The 17,177-nt window shown below is 47.6% G+C and carries 16 protein-coding genes and 4 tRNA genes; 1 reads left to right on the forward strand and 19 read right to left on the reverse strand.

The features are described from left to right. Positions 1-28 precede the first annotated feature (28 nt). The 19 genes from tuf to FTT89_RS07315 all read right to left on the reverse strand — a co-directional run bounded on the left by tuf (position 29) and on the right by FTT89_RS07315 (position 15,744). Positions 29-1,219, reverse strand: a complete 1,191-nt coding sequence (gene tuf / locus FTT89_RS07225; RefSeq protein WP_104513317.1) for an elongation factor Tu — start codon at positions 1,217-1,219, stop codon at positions 29-31. A gap of 148 nt (positions 1,220-1,367) precedes the next feature. Continuing rightward, positions 1,368-1,442, reverse strand: a tRNA-Thr gene (locus FTT89_RS07230). 15 nt (positions 1,443-1,457) lie between these two features. Continuing rightward, a tRNA-Gly gene (locus tag FTT89_RS07235) sits at positions 1,458-1,533 on the reverse strand. Positions 1,534-1,569: 36 nt separating this feature from the next. After that, positions 1,570-1,653, reverse strand: a tRNA-Tyr gene (locus FTT89_RS07240). 56 nt (positions 1,654-1,709) lie between these two features. Continuing rightward, a tRNA-Thr gene (locus FTT89_RS07245) sits at positions 1,710-1,785 on the reverse strand. 98 nt (positions 1,786-1,883) lie between these two features. Next, positions 1,884-3,377, reverse strand: a complete 1,494-nt coding sequence (gene trpE, locus FTT89_RS07250; RefSeq protein WP_005181673.1) for an anthranilate synthase component I — start codon at positions 3,375-3,377, stop codon at positions 1,884-1,886. Between the two features lie 120 nt (positions 3,378-3,497). Continuing rightward, complete coding sequence (gene gph, locus FTT89_RS07255; protein WP_005181670.1) at positions 3,498-4,169, reverse strand: phosphoglycolate phosphatase; 672 nt, start codon at positions 4,167-4,169, stop codon at positions 3,498-3,500. Between the two features lie 64 nt (positions 4,170-4,233). Continuing rightward, positions 4,234-4,941 carry an FHA domain-containing protein gene (locus FTT89_RS07260; protein ID WP_168370320.1) on the reverse strand — a complete coding sequence of 236 codons (708 nt, stop codon included), beginning with the start codon at positions 4,939-4,941 and terminating at the stop codon, positions 4,234-4,236. A gap of 66 nt (positions 4,942-5,007) precedes the next feature. After that, complete coding sequence (gene gspD / locus FTT89_RS07265; RefSeq protein WP_016659681.1) at positions 5,008-7,257, reverse strand: type II secretion system secretin GspD; 2,250 nt, start codon at positions 7,255-7,257, stop codon at positions 5,008-5,010. Positions 7,258-7,297: 40 nt separating this feature from the next. Further along, complete coding sequence (locus tag FTT89_RS07270; RefSeq protein ID WP_168370319.1) at positions 7,298-8,134, reverse strand: type II secretion system protein N; 837 nt, start codon at positions 8,132-8,134, stop codon at positions 7,298-7,300. Beyond that, a complete protein-coding gene (gene gspN, locus FTT89_RS07275) occupies positions 8,134-8,874 on the reverse strand; it encodes a type II secretion system protein N (protein ID WP_104473370.1) in 741 nt (246 codons plus the stop codon). The genes FTT89_RS07270 and gspN overlap by 1 nt, the downstream gene beginning before the upstream one ends. Before the next feature lie 163 nt (positions 8,875-9,037). Beyond that, positions 9,038-9,364, reverse strand: coding sequence for an H-NS family nucleoid-associated regulatory protein (locus tag FTT89_RS07280; protein WP_005181647.1), 327 nt, complete (start codon positions 9,362-9,364; stop codon positions 9,038-9,040). 145 nt (positions 9,365-9,509) lie between these two features. Then, complete coding sequence (locus tag FTT89_RS07285) at positions 9,510-9,938, reverse strand: thioesterase family protein (protein ID WP_005181644.1); 429 nt, start codon at positions 9,936-9,938, stop codon at positions 9,510-9,512. Positions 9,939-9,948: 10 nt separating this feature from the next. Continuing rightward, entirely contained in the window at positions 9,949-11,142 is a 1,194-nt protein-coding gene (locus FTT89_RS07290; RefSeq protein ID WP_168370318.1) for a heme biosynthesis protein HemY, read from the reverse strand. A 2-nt stretch (positions 11,143-11,144) separates the two neighbouring features. Continuing rightward, a complete protein-coding gene (locus FTT89_RS07295) occupies positions 11,145-11,990 on the reverse strand; it encodes a hypothetical protein (RefSeq protein WP_168370317.1) in 846 nt (281 codons plus the stop codon). Next, entirely contained in the window at positions 11,987-12,766 is a 780-nt protein-coding gene (locus FTT89_RS07300; RefSeq protein WP_075167812.1) for a uroporphyrinogen-III synthase, read from the reverse strand. The genes FTT89_RS07295 and FTT89_RS07300 overlap by 4 nt, the downstream gene beginning before the upstream one ends. A gap of 1 nt (position 12,767) precedes the next feature. After that, positions 12,768-13,685, reverse strand: coding sequence for a hydroxymethylbilane synthase (hemC, locus tag FTT89_RS07305; RefSeq protein ID WP_034598116.1), 918 nt, complete (start codon positions 13,683-13,685; stop codon positions 12,768-12,770). Positions 13,686-13,793: 108 nt separating this feature from the next. Further along, positions 13,794-14,534 (reverse strand): LytTR family DNA-binding domain-containing protein, encoded by a 741-nt coding sequence (locus FTT89_RS07310; protein WP_005181633.1) that lies wholly within the window; start codon positions 14,532-14,534, stop codon positions 13,794-13,796. Positions 14,535-14,589: 55 nt separating this feature from the next. Next, the gene (locus tag FTT89_RS07315) at positions 14,590-15,744 is read right to left on the reverse strand and encodes a sensor histidine kinase (RefSeq protein ID WP_104989206.1); all 1,155 of its coding nucleotides are present in this window, start codon (positions 15,742-15,744) and stop codon (positions 14,590-14,592) included. Between FTT89_RS07315 and argH the strand changes: the two genes are divergently transcribed. Next, positions 15,735-17,165, forward strand: coding sequence for an argininosuccinate lyase (argH, locus tag FTT89_RS07320; RefSeq protein WP_171065096.1), 1,431 nt, complete (start codon positions 15,735-15,737; stop codon positions 17,163-17,165). The two genes, FTT89_RS07315 and argH, sit on opposite strands and share 10 nt — an antisense overlap. The last annotated feature ends 12 nt before the right edge of the window (positions 17,166-17,177 follow it).

Below are 17,177 nucleotides of genomic sequence, written 5' to 3' on the forward strand. Positions count from 1 at the left end.
ACTTCGGCTTGTGAAACTTATTTTATAATTATGCAGTTACTTTAGCAACTACACCCGCACCTACAGTACGGCCACCTTCACGGATCGCGAAGCGTAAACCAGCGTCCATTGCGATTGGGTGGATTAATTCTACTGACATTTCAACGTTGTCGCCTGGCATAACCATTTCAACGCCTTCTTTCAGCTGGATCGCACCAGTTACGTCCGTAGTACGGAAGTAGAACTGTGGACGGTAACCATTTAAGAATGGAGTGTGACGGCCACCTTCGTCTTTAGAAAGTACGTATACTTCTGCGTCGAATTTAGTGTGCGGCTTGATTGAACCTGGTTTAGCAAGTACTTGACCACGTTGAACTTCTTCACGCTTAGTACCACGTAGAAGAACACCACAGTTCTCGCCAGCACGACCTTCGTCAAGAAGCTTACGGAACATTTCAACGCCAGTAACAGTTGTTTTCGCTGTATCTTTGATACCAACGATTTCAACTTCTTCACCAACTTTAACGATACCAGTTTCTACACGGCCAGTTACAACTGTACCACGACCAGAAATAGAGAATACGTCTTCGATTGGCATCAAGAATGCTTGATCGATTGCACGTACTGGCTCTGGAATGTAAGAGTCAAGTGCTTCAACAAGAGCAACAACAGCGTCTTCGCCATATTGACCTGATTCACCGTTAAGTGCTGCAAGCGCTGAACCACGGATTACTGGAGTGTCATCGCCTGGGAAGTCGTAAGTAGAAAGAAGTTCACGAACTTCCATTTCAACTAATTCGATTAACTCTTCGTCGTCTACGATATCGCATTTGTTTAAGAATACGATGATGTAAGGTACACCTACCTGACGAGAAAGAAGGATGTGTTCACGAGTTTGTGGCATTGGACCATCAGTCGCTGAACAAACAAGGATCGCACCGTCCATCTGAGCAGCACCAGTGATCATGTTTTTAACATAGTCGGCGTGACCTGGGCAGTCAACGTGAGCGTAGTGACGAGTTGGAGAATCGTATTCTACGTGAGAAGTATTAATTGTAATACCACGTGCTTTTTCTTCTGGAGCAGAGTCGATTGCAGCGTAATCTTTCGCTTCACCACCGAATTTCTTCGCACATACAGTTGCAATTGCAGCTGTTAAAGTTGTTTTACCATGGTCAACGTGACCGATTGTGCCCACGTTAACGTGTGGCTTATTACGTTCAAACTTAGCCTTAGCCATGTTTATTTTCCTCGTTTACGTCGAACACAATCTGAGTAATACCCAGCCTCGACATATCGCCTAAAAAACTAGACACCTAATACTTAAAAAGCAGACTAAATAGCCTGCTTTCTTTAAATCTCATGCAACCAAGTTGCTAAACTGTATCTGGAGCTCTTATCGAGATTTGAACTCGAGACCTCTCCCTTACCAAGGGAGTGCTCTACCACTGAGCTATAAGAGCGATCATCTTCGATGATGGAGCGGGAGACGAGGATCGAACTCGCGACATGCAGCTTGGAAGGCTGCCGCTCTACCAACTGAGCTACTCCCGCACATTGTTGGTAATGTACCACTTCATTCGAAGTTAATGGTGGTGGGAGAAGGATTCGAACCTTCGAAGCTTACGCGGCAGAGTTACAGTCTGCTCCCTTTGACCGCTCGGGAATCCCACCAATATCACACTTATTGCAGTGCTCGTTCTTTACTTCACATCTCGAATTCTCTAAGATGGTGCCGGCACACGGATTCGAACTGTGGACCTACTGATTACAAGTCAGTTGCTCTACCAACTGAGCTATGCCGGCGTTTCTTAGTGTTTCGTACGTTTCGTATCGGAACGGTGTGCAGTTTAGCAAAACTTGAAATCCGTGCAAGTGTTTTTTTAAAAAAAACCGTCAAAAACTCACAAAATCAATCCGTTTGACGATAATTCAACCGCTTTGATCACTGCGCGAGCTTTTATTTGGGTTTCATTCCACTCAGATTCAGGATTTGAGTCGGCAACCAGCCCTGCGCCAGCCTGCACATAGACCTTATTTTCACGAATAACACAGGTCCGAATCGCAATCGACATGTCCATTTCGCCATGCCAGCCTAAATAACCAACAGCACCACCAAAAATTCCACGTTTTACTGGCTCAACTTCGTCAATAATTTCCATGGCACGGATTTTTGGTGCCCCAGAAAGTGTGCCTGCCGGGAAAGTTGCCTTAAAAACATCCAATGCATCAACATCATCGCGCACTTCACCTTGCACATTGGACACAATATGCATGACATGCGAATAACGTTCGATCACCATTTGATCAGTCACCTGCACTTTACCAATTTTTGAGACGCGACCAACATCATTACGACCCAAGTCAATCAGCATTAAATGCTCGGCAATCTCTTTTTCATCAGAAAGTAAATCTTTTTCCAGGGCCAGATCTTCTTCTTTGGTTTTACCACGTGGACGTGTGCCAGCGAGTGGACGCACGGTGGCAATACCATTTTCCAGACGCGACAGGATTTCCGGCGATGAACCGACAATATGAAACGGGGTGTTATTGTCCAAGGTTCGCCCTTGCACCAGGAACAGATATGGTGATGGATTAAGGTGACGTAAAGCGCGATAGACCTGTAACGGCTCACCATCAAAGTCAGACACCATACGATGTCCCGGCACCACTTGCATGACATCACCAGCACGGATGTATTCTTTAACCTTCTCAACCGAAGCAATAAAGTTGTCATGCCCAGTTAAAGATTCAAAATGCGGCGCCATATGAGTCTGTGCTTGCAGATTCACCGGTGTCGCCAGCAACTGCTCCAGCGCATCCAGTTGTGCCTGTGCTTTCTGATAGGCATCAGCATCATTACTATCGGCGTGCACAATCAGGAATAAGGTATCTTTTAAGTTGTCAAACACGATCACGGTTTTAGACAGCATCATCCAGATATCTGGCAGGCCCACCGGATCGGCGTCTGGAATATTGTTCAGGCGCGGTTCGATATAACGCACGGCGTCATAGCCAAAGTAACCGACCAGTCCACCAGTAAAGCTTGGCAACGCCGGTAAATCGGCCTGTGTTGGCACTTTAAACTGGGCCTGGAAATCACGGATAAACTGGAAAGGATCACTACACGGCTGCTGTAGCAGTTCGCCATTGGCCTGCTGAATGGTCAACCGCCCTTCATTGCAGGAAAACACGGTTGACTCGCCCAGGCCAATAATCGAATAGCGCGCCCAGTTTTCACCACCTTCAACAGATTCAAACAGATAAGCCTGTTCATGCTCTTTTAAACGCGCAAACACAGACAATGGGGTTTCGGTATCGGCCAGACGCTGACGGTAGACAGGAATCAGGTTATAGCCGGCAGCTTGCAGTTGTTGATATTGGGCTTGAGTGGTCATGTTGAATCTCTTTCATTTTCGCGGGGTCATAGGAAGGTTGCTGGTAGGTGCTGACTTAGTGACGCCATCGAAAAACTACACAATCACTCATTGCGGTGTCCTTTTACATCTATTCTTACATTAGGAAGCTAATAATTCTGTCAGATTATCCACCACTTGCTGCGGCTGACAATCATAAATACTCTCGCCATGATTATAGCCATAGCTGACTACAATACAATCAATACCGGCACGACGTGCGGCTTCCACATCATTGGAAGAGTCGCCAATCATCAACACTTGGGATTTTTCTACCCCAAAGGTCTCAACACAGTGCAATAACTGGCGTGGATGCGGTTTACGTTCGCTAAACCGATCACCACCAATCACATCAACAAAATAATGGCTCATGTCCAGTGCATCTAAAATGGCGCGTGATGGCAGCTCGGGCTTGTTGGTGACACAGATCATTTTTTTCTGCTGCTGTTTGCCCCATTCCAGAAACTCCAGAATTCCGGCAAAAGGCTGGGTATCCAGACAAGGATCGGCATTGTAAATTCCTAGGAAAGTTTCCAGCAGCTGCTGATGCTGATCGGGATGCACCTCTCCGGTTAAATGCAGCAAGGTGCTGTGACAAAATACCGAGGTGCCTTTGCCAATCCAGGTGCGTACCTGTGCTTCGGTGACCATGGGCAGCTGCAAGGCATTCAGGCTCATATTCATGGCACGATACAGATCGGTGGCTGAATCGACCAGCGTACCGTCCAGGTCAAATAAAATCAGCTCACGGGTGTCAAGTTTGGCCACAGACATTTTGGTCCTCTCAAAAAAATAAAGGCATGCCAAAGCATGCCTCGATTGTATGCTGTGTCGCGGTTTATTTAAACAACAGCCAGGCAATAATTGCCAGGATCACCAGCACAATAATGGTCATCAGGCCGACAGAGGCATTTTTCTGCTGCTCTTTTTCCTGCTCAACCCGTGATACAGGCTGCTCAACCGGTACCGGTTGTGGCTCTGGGGTGGCCGCGCTTAAATCGGTCCCTTCAGGAATTGGGGCTGGTTTTGGTACACCGACATTGGTTGGCATGCCATCACGTGTCAATTGTACCGATGCATCACGCTCTTTCAGCTCAGGCATACCCTGATCATTCATCTGCTGTGCCGGCGTTTTCACTGCTACAGTTTCTGTCGGCTCGGCTGCAGTAGCGGTTTCCACCACATCCAGCTCAGGAATCTGTTCTACTTCGGTGCCTGCAGGCGCAAGCGGCTCATCTGCCAACAGTTCCGGTTTGGCTGGTGCCAGGACTGAAAATTTAAAGCTGGCAAACTGGACAATATCACCTTCATGCAACGGAGTTTCCTGATCAATCCGCAGGTCATTCACAAAGGTGCCATTGGATGAATTTAAGTCTTGTACCCACAGGTCTTCAGCTTTCAGTAACAACGCAGCATGTTTGCGTGATACTTCAGCCGACTGCAGCACCACATCAGCTTCCTGATGACGCCCCACCAGCATGTCACGATCAACACTAATTTCCTGCCCGGTAAATTCACCCGTAATTGCTTGTAATTTCCAAGTCATAGCGAACTTCTCTTTAAATTTTTGCCCATCATAACATGCTCAAAACCAGATTCCATGTCCGCTCTGTTAAGAGCGCGGTCTTAAGGTGGTCGTGGTGGTGGTATTGGTGGTTTTGCTGACTTGCGGGCTTAAGGTCTGACGCTGCAGCGCCGGTTCTACCGCAACGGGTGTGGTCACCACAGCCGCCCCCGACTGTGCCGCAGGGGTCGCGGATGGCACCTGCTGATAACGGGTTTGATTTAGTGGAGTTTTAGACACTGGCACCCGCTGCTGATAGATATCTTCCACCCGCTCCGGCAGTTTGGCAAAATTACCATCCTGATCCAGTGCCAGTTGCAAGCTATACAGCTGACTATAACGCTGCTGCGAAATCCGGCGGATATCATTCTGATCTCCAACAATGGTCGGGTGAATAAAGATCAGCAGATTACGCTTCTGATTGGACTTACCATCGGAACGGAATAAACGTCCCAGTCCTGGAATGGCACCCAACCCCGGCACGGCCTGGCGAGAATAGGCAGTGTTATCTGAAATAAGACCACCCAAGACAATAGTCTGACCATGCTCGGCCAGAATTGAGGTTTTAATTGCGCGTTTGCTGGTGACCAAGTCCTGCGCCTGACCTTTGCTGGATTTAACCCCAGAAACTTCCTGTTCCACTTCCAGACGCACTGTGCCATTTTCGCCAATGTGCGGCACCACTTTTAGGGTGACCCCGACGTCCTTACGCTCAATGGTGGTATAGGGATTGACGGTACCATTTCCGGTACTGACCGAACCAGTGACAAACGGCACGTTCTCACCAACCACGATATAGGCTTCTTCATTGTCCATGGTGACAATAGATGGGGTCGACAACAGATTGGATTTGGTGGTTTCTTTTAAAGCTTGAATCAGCGCGCCATACAAACGGCGTGAACCATCACTGCCTTCCTGATAATCCCCCAACACCAGTGAGGTACCCGCGCCAATCGCGCCACCCGCACCCGCTGCACCTCCAGTTAAATAACCGGCGGCAATATTTTTCAGGCTAGACCCCAAGTTATCAAAATTGATCAGGCCAATGCCACTGCTTAAATCACCCAGGGCCCATTGCACGCCAAGCTGATCGGCATCGGTGCCTTCTACTTCAATAATCGCGGCTTCAATGAGAACCTGTTGACGGCGTGTATCCAGCTGCTGAATCGCAGACTCAATTTCGCGCATCAGCTGTGGATCGGCTTTGACCACCAAGGCATTCTGGCTACTATCGGCAATAATACTGACGCCATTGCCATTAAAGCTGGTGATCTGGCTCTGCTGATCAAAACCGTTATTCAGGGTAATACTTGGCGAGGTACTGCCTGTGCTATTGCTGGATGTGCTGTTACTGCTGTTATTGACCAGACTGCTAACGCTATTGTTACTGCTATTTTTCGTATTGGAAGATGAGCTGCTGACCGCCTGCCCCGATACCAGCCCTTGCAGAATTTCCGCCAGGCTTTGCGCACTGGCATATTTTAAGCGGAAGACTTTTAAGCCACCAAGACGGTCGGCCGCCGGCACATCCATCATTTCAATCATCTGACGGATGCGCTTGCGGGTGGCAGTATCGCCTTTAATGATAATGCGATTGGTCCGGTTATCCGCCACAATTCGCACCCGCGAACCTTTGAGATCTTTGGCATTGCCGGTCGAACTCATTGACTCCAATAGCCCGATCACTTCTTCGGCCTGACTGGACTGTAGCGAGATGGCTTCAATATCATTTTGGCCGGTGCCATCCAAATTACGGATAATATTTTCCAGCTGATAGATATTGCTGGCCCGGTCCGAAACAATCAGGGCATTGGTGCCGGCCACCGCAGACAGGTGGGCAAATTGCGGCATTAAAGGCCGTAAAGCCGGAATCATGTCATTGGCATTGGTATTTTCCAGCCAGATGACCCGGGTCACAATCTGGTCGCCGCGCGCATTCTGGCGTGCATCAAACGGAATTCCGGAGCTTTTGACATTGTTATCTGGCACCAGCTTGATGGTATTGCCCGAGGGAATAGCCACTACCCCATTAACATTAAGCACGCCCAGAAACAGGTCATAGACTTCATTGCGGTTCAACGGCTTGTTGGAAATGACCGTAACATTGCCGCGCACCCGCGGATCAACCGCGAAGTTTTTACCGGTAATATCGGCCACTTCATTAATAAATGCAGTCAGGTCAGCATCACGTAAATTAATTTTCCAGGTTTGTGCATAGCTCGCCGTACTTACCATAGCCACCAGAGGTGCACCGACCATCAATGCCCAAAGCGGACGCTCATGATTTAATAAAGCCATAATCTACCGTGTTTCCTAACCCTATAAGGTGACAAATCCGTCACTTAAAATCTTGTTGTACCGTGATGACCTGGTCACCACGCTGAACTTCCAGTCTGACCTGACCCTCCTGTCTTGCCTGTTCCAGCAATTGGGCTTCATTTTGCCCTTGTCCGACAGCCTGACCATTTAAGGATAAAATCCGGTCGCCTGGTTGTAATCCCAATCTGCTTCTGAGTGCCGCCGGTGTCCGTGCGGTAATTTCATAGCCCTGACCATTGCCACTATTCACGCCCATATCCTGTAAATAGCGTTCCCGGTCTTGCTGAATCTTTTGCACTGCCTGACCAATCGCATTTTGCGCAGTTGTTGCCGGTGCCGGATTTCTGTTGGGTGCAGCTGGGCTTTGTGTCGGCACAATCGGCTGATTCAGCCCGTTTTCAATGCCTTTAAACTCTATCTCACGGGTGGCGCCACTGCTATGACGCAAAACCACCCGATCCCAGTACACTTCAGCCAACTGATAACCACTGCCTTCAATCACATCGCCGACGCGATAGCGCTCTGCCACCTCATTGACTTTGAGCACGGCAGAAGAAAACTGGTTGGGATAACCGACCATCACGCCTTGTAATTGAAGGTTCAGATTGTCTTCGGCCTGCGTACGCTGGCTCGCTTCATGAAACAAGGCAAAACTGCTGATATTCGGTACACGCAGCTGCTGCGAACCCAGTTCGACCCGATCCAGTTGCATCGCTTGAGGTGGCGCCAGTAATAGCCAGAACAGACTGGCCAGCTTCCAGCATAAATACAGAATCAGCAGCGCCAGCAATACCGGTGCGACACGATCGGCCTGTTTCAACTGGAGAATCTGCAACTGTTCCCAGATTTTCTGCATCAGAAGCCTCCCTTGAACAGCGGCTGGCGGGTACTGATTACATAGGTATCGGCACCAGCCTTGCCTTCATAAGAAGGAACATGCATCAATAAACGCTGGGTCAGCTGCACATCCAGCATCATCTCCTGATCCAGACTCAGATTTATCATTTTCTGGTCACGTGCATCACGCACATCAATTTTCAGTTTTCCGCTTTCATCCGACAGTGTGCCTTTCAGCGTGGGCACGGTCATGCGCTCTTGACGCTGGGCAAACTGATACACCAGCTCCCCGCCGGCCCAGTTGAGCTGGCCCTGTGCCTGGGCAAACCCTTGCTGCTTGCTATAGTTCAGATCGATATTTTGTAATTGAATCGGATTGGTCGGCCATTGCCAGTCGACCAGGGTTTTTAGAGTTTCTGGCGCAACACGGCCATGTACAGCGTTCAGCATGAAGGTCCCAAAACGGTAACCCATCACGCCTTTTAATTCGGTATGACCACTATGGATTTCAACATCGGCTGCCACTTTCAGCAATAACAGGTCTAAAGGACGCGTATTCCAGCTTAAGCTGCCACGCAACTGTCCCTTGTGCCAATCTGCCTGCCCCTGCCAGATGTTACCACTGACATTATGTAAACTCTGATTGTTTTTATAAAACTTTGAAATTAACCAAGCTGCAGGAATCTGTAATAACACAAAAATTAAAAAAGCAATGATGGCGAAAATCCACCACGTGATGTATCTCGGTTTCTTTATCATTCCACCACGACCAACCTATCTAATGCATTCATGAACAAATTGTTATTTTCATGCACACATTATGCACACTTTTTTTACAACACCAACGGATACACATAAAAAAACCAAGCAGTTCTGCTTGGTTTCGACACTCTAGTGCGCTTAGATGACAATCTGATGAAGTTTAGATCAAGAAGTCTTCAAGCTTGGCACCTTTTTCCAGTTCTGCCACTAACCAGCGCGGTTGCTTACCACGACCTGTCCAGGTTTCATTGGCATTGGCTTTATTACGATAACGCGGCTCTACCGATTTACGTACATTCTTTTTACGTTTAGACGCACCAAACTCAAGAATCTGTTCAATGCTTAAACCCGCATTTTCAGCAATTGCCAAAATCTGATTATATGCATCTTCAACTGCCTGGTCCTTTTTCGATGCAATTAATGCTTCCGCTTCTTCCTGCAAGCGCTTTAATTGTTCTACAGACAAATTACTAATATCGGGCATCATATTTACTCCACAAGTATGCTTTTATATTAATTTACTTCAATTGCATTAATACATCATATTTTTATCTGAATTAAGTTTCAATCATTATTTGAAATGAAAAACAATTATTAACAGAGATAAATAATCTATTTATTCGGGATTAGAATTAATCCAGATAATGCCCCACACTATTTTCCAAAGCCAAAATATGCTGCCGAATCGACTCGGGTAATGGCATTTTCTGCATACTTTCAGAATTCACACAAACCATGATGGCTTCTGCACTCGCGACTACAGCCTGTTGCTGCTCGCTCCATAATATATAATGCATGCGAAAAGCACTATTTCGGATTTCCTCAACCCGTACACCTATTTTTAAGGTATCCGGATAAAATACCGGACGCATATATTTGCACTGATTTGATGCCACTACCGTCGAAAAGGATTGCTGCATCATTCTGATCTGATCCATATAATGAATGCGGGCACTTTCAATATAGCGGTAATACATCACATTATTGACATGACCGAGCGCATCCATATCGCCCCATGCCACCACTTGTTGATGAATTACTGGATAATCGGTTAATTGCATGCGACTTTACCTAGATTTTAATTTTCATGAAATGACTATTATTTTCAAACACCAGATTTAACTGCTGCTGTAAATGCGGTTGATCTTTTAATGCCGATTTAATTCTTAAATAGTTCATTAAAATATGTTCCGGATATAAATCCAGAAGCTGTGCTGCATCGTCATGACGACCGGTAGCTTCCAATATATGCCATTTGGCAAAACTCAATACCGGTAAAGCAGGATATTGCTGTTCCCACTGATTCAGATAATCTTCAATCTTGAGATAATCCGGTACCGGTTTTAACAGCTGCTGCTGGAACCATAAATAGAACACATCCTGATGAAACTGTTCAGACAGTAAATGCACCGCCAGATGCTCCTGCTGCTCTCCCATATCGCTTAAGCGTGCCAGCACTTTTAACCACAGCACTTTAATCGCATACGGCTGGCTAAACATCTGCCCTGACAGATTGCAATAACGCTGTTTTAAATCCTGCAATGCTTCCGGTGTGGCCTGCTCAAAATGCTGCAAGATTTGCTCAAGCCATAACTGCTTGCTGTCCAGCCCTAAATGCCCATATTGGGTCGCACGCAAATATAACCATGGATACTGCAGCGCAAACTCTCCCCACAGTGCGGTTAAGCGCTGTTCATAGGCTTGTTTAACATCTTTGAGCCACGGCGACAGTTGATGGCCATTTAAAAATTCCAGATGGGTCAGGGCTTTTTCCGGTTGCTGCTGCGCCAGATAAATTTCAATACGCTGCAACTCGGCCAGCTCAAAGGCCATGGCCTTGCTCTGGTTTAACATCTGCAAAGCCACCGGATAATCCTGCTGCATCAGCGACAGGCGTGAATGAATCACGGCTTTTAATAAACCAGACTGGTTAAATACCTGACGGATAAAGGCGTCCTGCTCACGCGCGGCATCCAGCAGCCAGATTACTGCCATTTGCTCATAAGGATGTAAATGCTGGAAATCAAACACCGCTGCCTGCTTACGCTGTTCACGGCTTAAATAACGCTTTAGCATCGCCCAGATCAGCTGCACCACCAGACTGATCAGCATCAATAAAATTAAAAGCACCCAGATATTGGTCTGTAGCTGCCAGTCACGCCAATACAGGTAAACATAGCCCGCGCCATAGCCATAACTGAATACACTGAGCAAGGCCACCAGCACTAACGTGACCAAAACATAGGCCAGAACAATCTGCTTCATGATCATTCATCCAATAAGGTGCGGCTGGTCAGCACCGGCACAGGAATCACGGTCAGGCTCTGAATTTCCGCCAATTCAGCGCTTAACTGCTGCGCCCCCCGATCCGGCAGCAGCTGTAACAGATGAAAAATTTCAGTCAGCTCCTGCTGATAATTCAGATATTGGCCTTGTCCTAATAACTGACGTGCCAGTAATAAACGCAACTGCGCTTCTTTTAACAGCAATTGACGCTGACTAAGTACAGTCGCTGGCTGCTCGGCGGCTTCCAGTTTCAACCACTTATGCCAGAAGGCCGGATTGGCCTCTTGCGCCGGCTGCAGTTGTGGCTGCTGGATTTCCTGACGCAACAGCTGATCCAGCTGCTGTAGAGCCTGAGTGACCTGCTGCTGCTGGGCACTGCGCTGTGCCGCAAATTGCTGGATCAGCTGCCGGTCTTTGCTCAGGGTTTGATGCAGGCTTTCGGCCAAGGCCGGTGACAAAGCCCACTGATTCAGCTGAACATCCAGTACTGCCAACTTTTCCAGTGCATACGGATATTGCGCCTGCTTTAAGGCAAATTCGATCAGTTCCAGCTGCTGTTGAAGCATCTGCTGCGGCGTGATCGTGGTCTGGCTGATCTGCACTGTAGTATTAGCTGCAGGCGCACTTGAAGATGCTGACGGTGAAGGATTGCTACTCTGGCGCTGCAAAGCCACTAGCTGGTCATTGAGATTGGCGCGGCTTTTTTCCGCCTGATGCATACTCTGAGACAATTCGGACTGCTGCGCCGTTATTTTAAATACGTCATAGCTCAGCTTTAACATCCAGGCCAAGCCGATGATCAATAATAAAATAAGTAGCTTCTTCATGCGTGTCCTGATTTAAGCTCAATCTGCTGCAGTATTGTTTCTGTTTTTAAATTCGTCAACTTGATCAGTTGAAAACGGGTGTGATGCTGTTGTTGATAATCCATCAACAGCGCTTCCAGGCGGTCACCCAGCACCAGATAACGTCCCCGGTTCAATAATTCTTTTTGCGCTTGACTCAGCCGCAACCAGTTTAACCAGCTGGCCTCACTGCTAATCAGCATCCAATAGTCCCGGTGCTGCTGCAGTTGTGGCAATAGCGCGGGCATCTGCTGAATGGACGCGGCCGGACACTGACGCTGATATAAAATAAAATTCAGAATCTGCATTCCGGCCTGTTGCAGGCTGTCCATCATAAACTGACGACCGCCTTCACCGCGCCAGAAGGCAATACATGAACCGGCCGCCAGGGATTTTAATAAAGGCAGTTCCAGCATGCCTTCCGAGGTTTCAACCTCCGGCACGGCGCTCGAAATTCCGTATTCTGCCAGTACCTGCGCCGTTTTTTCACCAACCGCAATCCACTGTAAATGTTGTAATTGATCGAGATGAATACCGCTTTGCGCCAGATACTCCATCCCGATGTGTACTGCGGTCGGGCTGACCACCACAATCCGCTGCGCCTGCAGTAATTGCTGGTACAGCTGTGCCAATGCATCGGACCAGGGACAGGCCTGTAATTCCAGCAGAGGCAGCTCAATCACCGACCAGGCCTGTTGCCTTAAAGCCTGTGACAAGGTACAGGCACGATCGGCCGGGCGGGTATTAATAAACAGCATCTTAATATAAGGCTTTTAGCAGCTCACCTGCCCCTTGTGCCAACAGGTTCTGTGCCAGTTGTTCACCCAGCTGTTCGGCCTGCTCGGGTGCGGCACTGAGCTGTGCGCTTAACAAGGTCTGGCCATCGACACTGCCCACCCGGCCTTCCATCGACAGCTGGCCATCTTTTAAAGTGGCATAACCGGCAATCGGCACCTGACAGCCACCTTCCAGATAAGCATTAAACGCACGTTCTGCGCGTACACAGACATTGGTTTCATCATCCATCAACGGCAAAATCAGCTCGAGTACGGCCTGATCATTAGTCCGGCATTCCAGCCCCAAAGCGCCCTGACCCACGGCCGGCAAACTCACTTCAGGCGCGAGCGTATGACGAATCCGCTCACTAAGGCCCAAACGCTTCAGGCCGGCACTGGCCAGAATAATCGCATCATATTGACCTGCATCCAGCTTGGACAGACGGGTACCAACGTTACCGCGCAAATCAATAATCTCCAGGTCAGGGCGTGCTTTTAAAATCTGGCATTTACGGCGCAAACTGGACGTTCCGACTTTGGCACCCTGCGGCAAGTCCTGAAAGCTGGCATAAGTATTGGACACAAAGGCATCCAGCGGATCTTCACGCTCGCAAATCACCGCCAGGCTTAAGCCTTCTGGTAGCGCCATTGGCACATCTTTCATGGAATGCACAGCAAGGTCAGCACGACCATCTAGCAAAGCTGCTTCTAATTCTTTGACAAACAGTCCCTTGCCCCCAATTTTGGCTAAGGGGGTATCGAGAATTTTATCACCCTGGGTCACAAAGGTGACCAACTCCACGTTTAGACCGGCATGTAAGGCTTCTAAACGCGCACGAATGTGTTCCGCCTGCCATAATGCCAGCGGGCTTTGTCGAGTTGCAATTTTCAGGGTGTTCATCATGTCAGTGAAAGCAAATAAAAGGATTCCCTTAAACTTAACCTGATCGCTTGAAAATGCAAGTCAATTTGCACCCTGAGATGGCGAAAAAGCCATTTCAACCGGTGCTTACAGTTTCTGAATACGTTCTCTTAAGGTCGGTAAATGACGACGGCTTACTGCCAGACGTTCTTCCAGTTCACGACAACGCACCTGATACTGACCGGTATTAATCACTTCCAGTCCTTCAAGATAATGAATCGAGACCAGCGCATTGCGATGAATCCGAATAAACTGGTCGGCAAATTCATGCTCCAGGTCTTTTAAGGTTTCGTCAATCAGCACGCTGCCATTTTTATGGCGCACGGTGACATATTTTTGATCTGCTAAAAAATAATAAATATTTTCTACAGGCACCAGTTCAACACCACGATAAGTTTTCGCCGTGATCTGGTGGCGTTTTATATTCAATTCTTCCATATTTTCTTTTTGTTTTATGTGACTCAGCTGGGCTTGCGTGAGTTTGGTTAAGTGATCTAAAACCTGCTGCAATTCCTGTTGCATGACCGGTTTTAACAAATACCCTTCTGCCTGCGATTTAAATGCATCAAGTGCATGCTCATCATAGGCGGTACAAAAGACAATTGCCGGCATGGGGTCAAGCTCGCGCAAATGCTGGGCGCAGCTTAGTCCATCCATTTCTGGCATCTGAATATCTAATAACACGACATCTGGCTGATGTTCATCTGCTAGCTCAATGGCCTGCTCACCATGACTGGCGGTTGCCACCACCTGATGTCCAAGTTGAGTCACCAAGCGGGCCAAACGCTCAGTTGCAAGAGGTTCATCATCACAGATCAGAACATCCATTTATCCCTCCTTTACGTTAAATCATTTATTTTTATAGCTTAACGTGAATTTTTTTTTATTTATATGGATACTGTACCACGGTGGTATACATGCCCTCCCCTGCATACGTTTGAAAGACCACCTTTCTTCCATAAAAGGCGCGTAGACGCTGTTGCACATTTTGAATTGCAATACCATGTCCTTGTCGTAAATTCATTTTAGCGTTTACGTAAGGGTTTGTAATGACGATATTGACTTGATTTTCCAAAATTTCTACCAATACGCTAATGGTACTCGGTCTGGATATTTTTTCAACACCATGAAAAATACTATTTTCCAGTAAAGGTTGTAAAGTTAATAAGGGAATTTGTACCTGACTGAGCAGTTGCGGCTGTTCAATTTTCCATTCCACCTGCAAGCGTTCACCCAGACGAATCTGCTCAATCTCCAGATAACGCTGGCATAATTCAACTTCTTCCTGCAGCTTGACCAGCTTGACTTCCTGTAAACTGGCACGAAACAGACGTGACAGATTGAGCAGCATCTGCTCGGCTTTTTCAGGATCAATCGCAATCAGGCTAATGACATTATTTAAACTGTTGAATAAAAAATGCGGATGGATACGCGCTTGCAAGGCATGCACCTTGGCCTTTAGAGCACTTTGCTCGCGCAGATAATTCTGTTCGCGCAAATATAAATAGCGAAAACAGAATGCTCCCAGCAAGATGCCATAACTTAAATGCAAATCCAGCCCGCCCCCCAGCTCGGCTGCAGTCAAGTCACGCAGATGAAAATTCTGGCCAAAATGCGTCAGCAGATTCAGGCTTAAAGTGGTCACCAGTACAATTAGCTGTAGCAATAAAAAACCAAAACCGAGCGAAAAGCCCAGACTCATCCGACCCAAACGTCTTTGAAAATATTCAATAAAGGCAGTAAAGGCCAGTAACACCCAGTTAATGTACAGCACATATTGCAGCAGTCGTGAACCGGTTAATGCCTGCCAGCCTTGCGCTTCAGCCAGTGCCAGCACCATGGCCAATACATTGCTGGCAATAAATAATTCAATTAGATGTTGCCAACGCCCTATTTTCGTAAAAAAATAACTGTAATTTTTTTCATCAGCCGTATCTGCAAAAGATGATCTCACCTGCCCTTCGGCAAGTGATTCCGAATTTGTTATACTCGTTTTCAAATTACTGCTTTTTATTCTATTGAGCCGACATGACCACATCTTCTAATTCCTCAAATCCGTCACAAACCCAGACTTCGGGTATGTGGGGCGGTCGTTTCTCTGAAGCTACTGACGCATTTGTTGCTGAATTTACAGCATCTGTCCAATTTGACCAACGCTTTTATAAACAAGATATTGCCGGTTCAATCGCCCATGCAACCATGTTGGCCAAAGTTGGCGTGCTGACTGCACAAGAACGTGACGACATCATCAACGGCTTAAACACCATTAAAGCCGAAATTGAAGCGGGTCAGTTTGAATGGCGTATTGACCTTGAAGATGTGCACATGAACATCGAATCACGCCTGACCCAGCGTATTGGCATTACCGGTAAAAAACTGCACACCGGCCGTAGCCGTAACGACCAGGTGGCGACTGATATCCGTCTGTATGTGCGTGATGAAATTGATGCCATTTTAGAATTATTGAAAAAACTACAAACTGGTATTCTAAGCCTGGCGGCAAAAAACACTGACACGATTATGCCGGGCTTCACCCATTTACAAACTGCTCAACCTGTGACTTTTGGTCACCACCTTATGGCCTGGTTTGAAATGCTGGTACGTGACTCTGAGCGCTTAATTGACTGCCGTAAACGTGTGAACCGTATGCCACTCGGTTCAGCTGCACTGGCAGGTACAACCTATCCAATCGACCGCGCCTATACCGCAGAATTACTGGGCTTTGATGCCGTTGCTGAAAACTCTTTAGATGCAGTATCTGACCGTGATTTCGGGATTGAATTTAACGCCGCTGCATCGCTGATTATGATGCACCTGTCGCGTATGTCGGAAGAACTGATTCTGTGGACCTCAGCCCAGTTTAAATTTGTGAATATTCCTGACCGTTTCTGTACCGGCTCATCAATCATGCCGCAAAAGAAAAACCCGGATGTCCCTGAACTGGTTCGCGGTAAAACCGGCCGTGTCTATGGCGACTTAATGAGCCTGTTGACCCTGATGAAAGGTCAACCACTGGCCTATAACAAAGACAACCAGGAAGACAAAGAGCCTCTGTTTGATGCAATTGATACTGTACGTGGTTCACTGATGGCGTTTGCTGACATGATTCCGGCATTGGTGCCTAACATTGCAGAAATGCGTGAAGCGGCGCTGCGTGGTTTCTCTACTGCAACCGACCTTGCGGATTACCTGGTGAAAAATGGCGTTGCTTTCCGTGATGCCCATGAAATTGTTGGTAAAGCGGTCGCACTGGGCGTACAGGAAGGCAAAGACCTGTCTGAACTGACCCTGGAACAGCTGCAGCAGTTCTCTGACCTGATTCAGGCCGATGTATTTGAAAAAGCCCTGACTCTGGAAGCTTCAGTGAATGCACGTAACCATATTGGGGGGACTGCTCCGGCACAAGTCGCTGCTGCGATTGAACGCGCCCACGCCCGTTTAGAGCAACTTTACGCTTAATCTTAAATTCGG

This window comes from Acinetobacter sp. YH01025, from assembly GCF_013420185.1.
Lineage (GTDB): Bacteria > Pseudomonadota > Gammaproteobacteria > Pseudomonadales > Moraxellaceae > Acinetobacter > Acinetobacter indicus.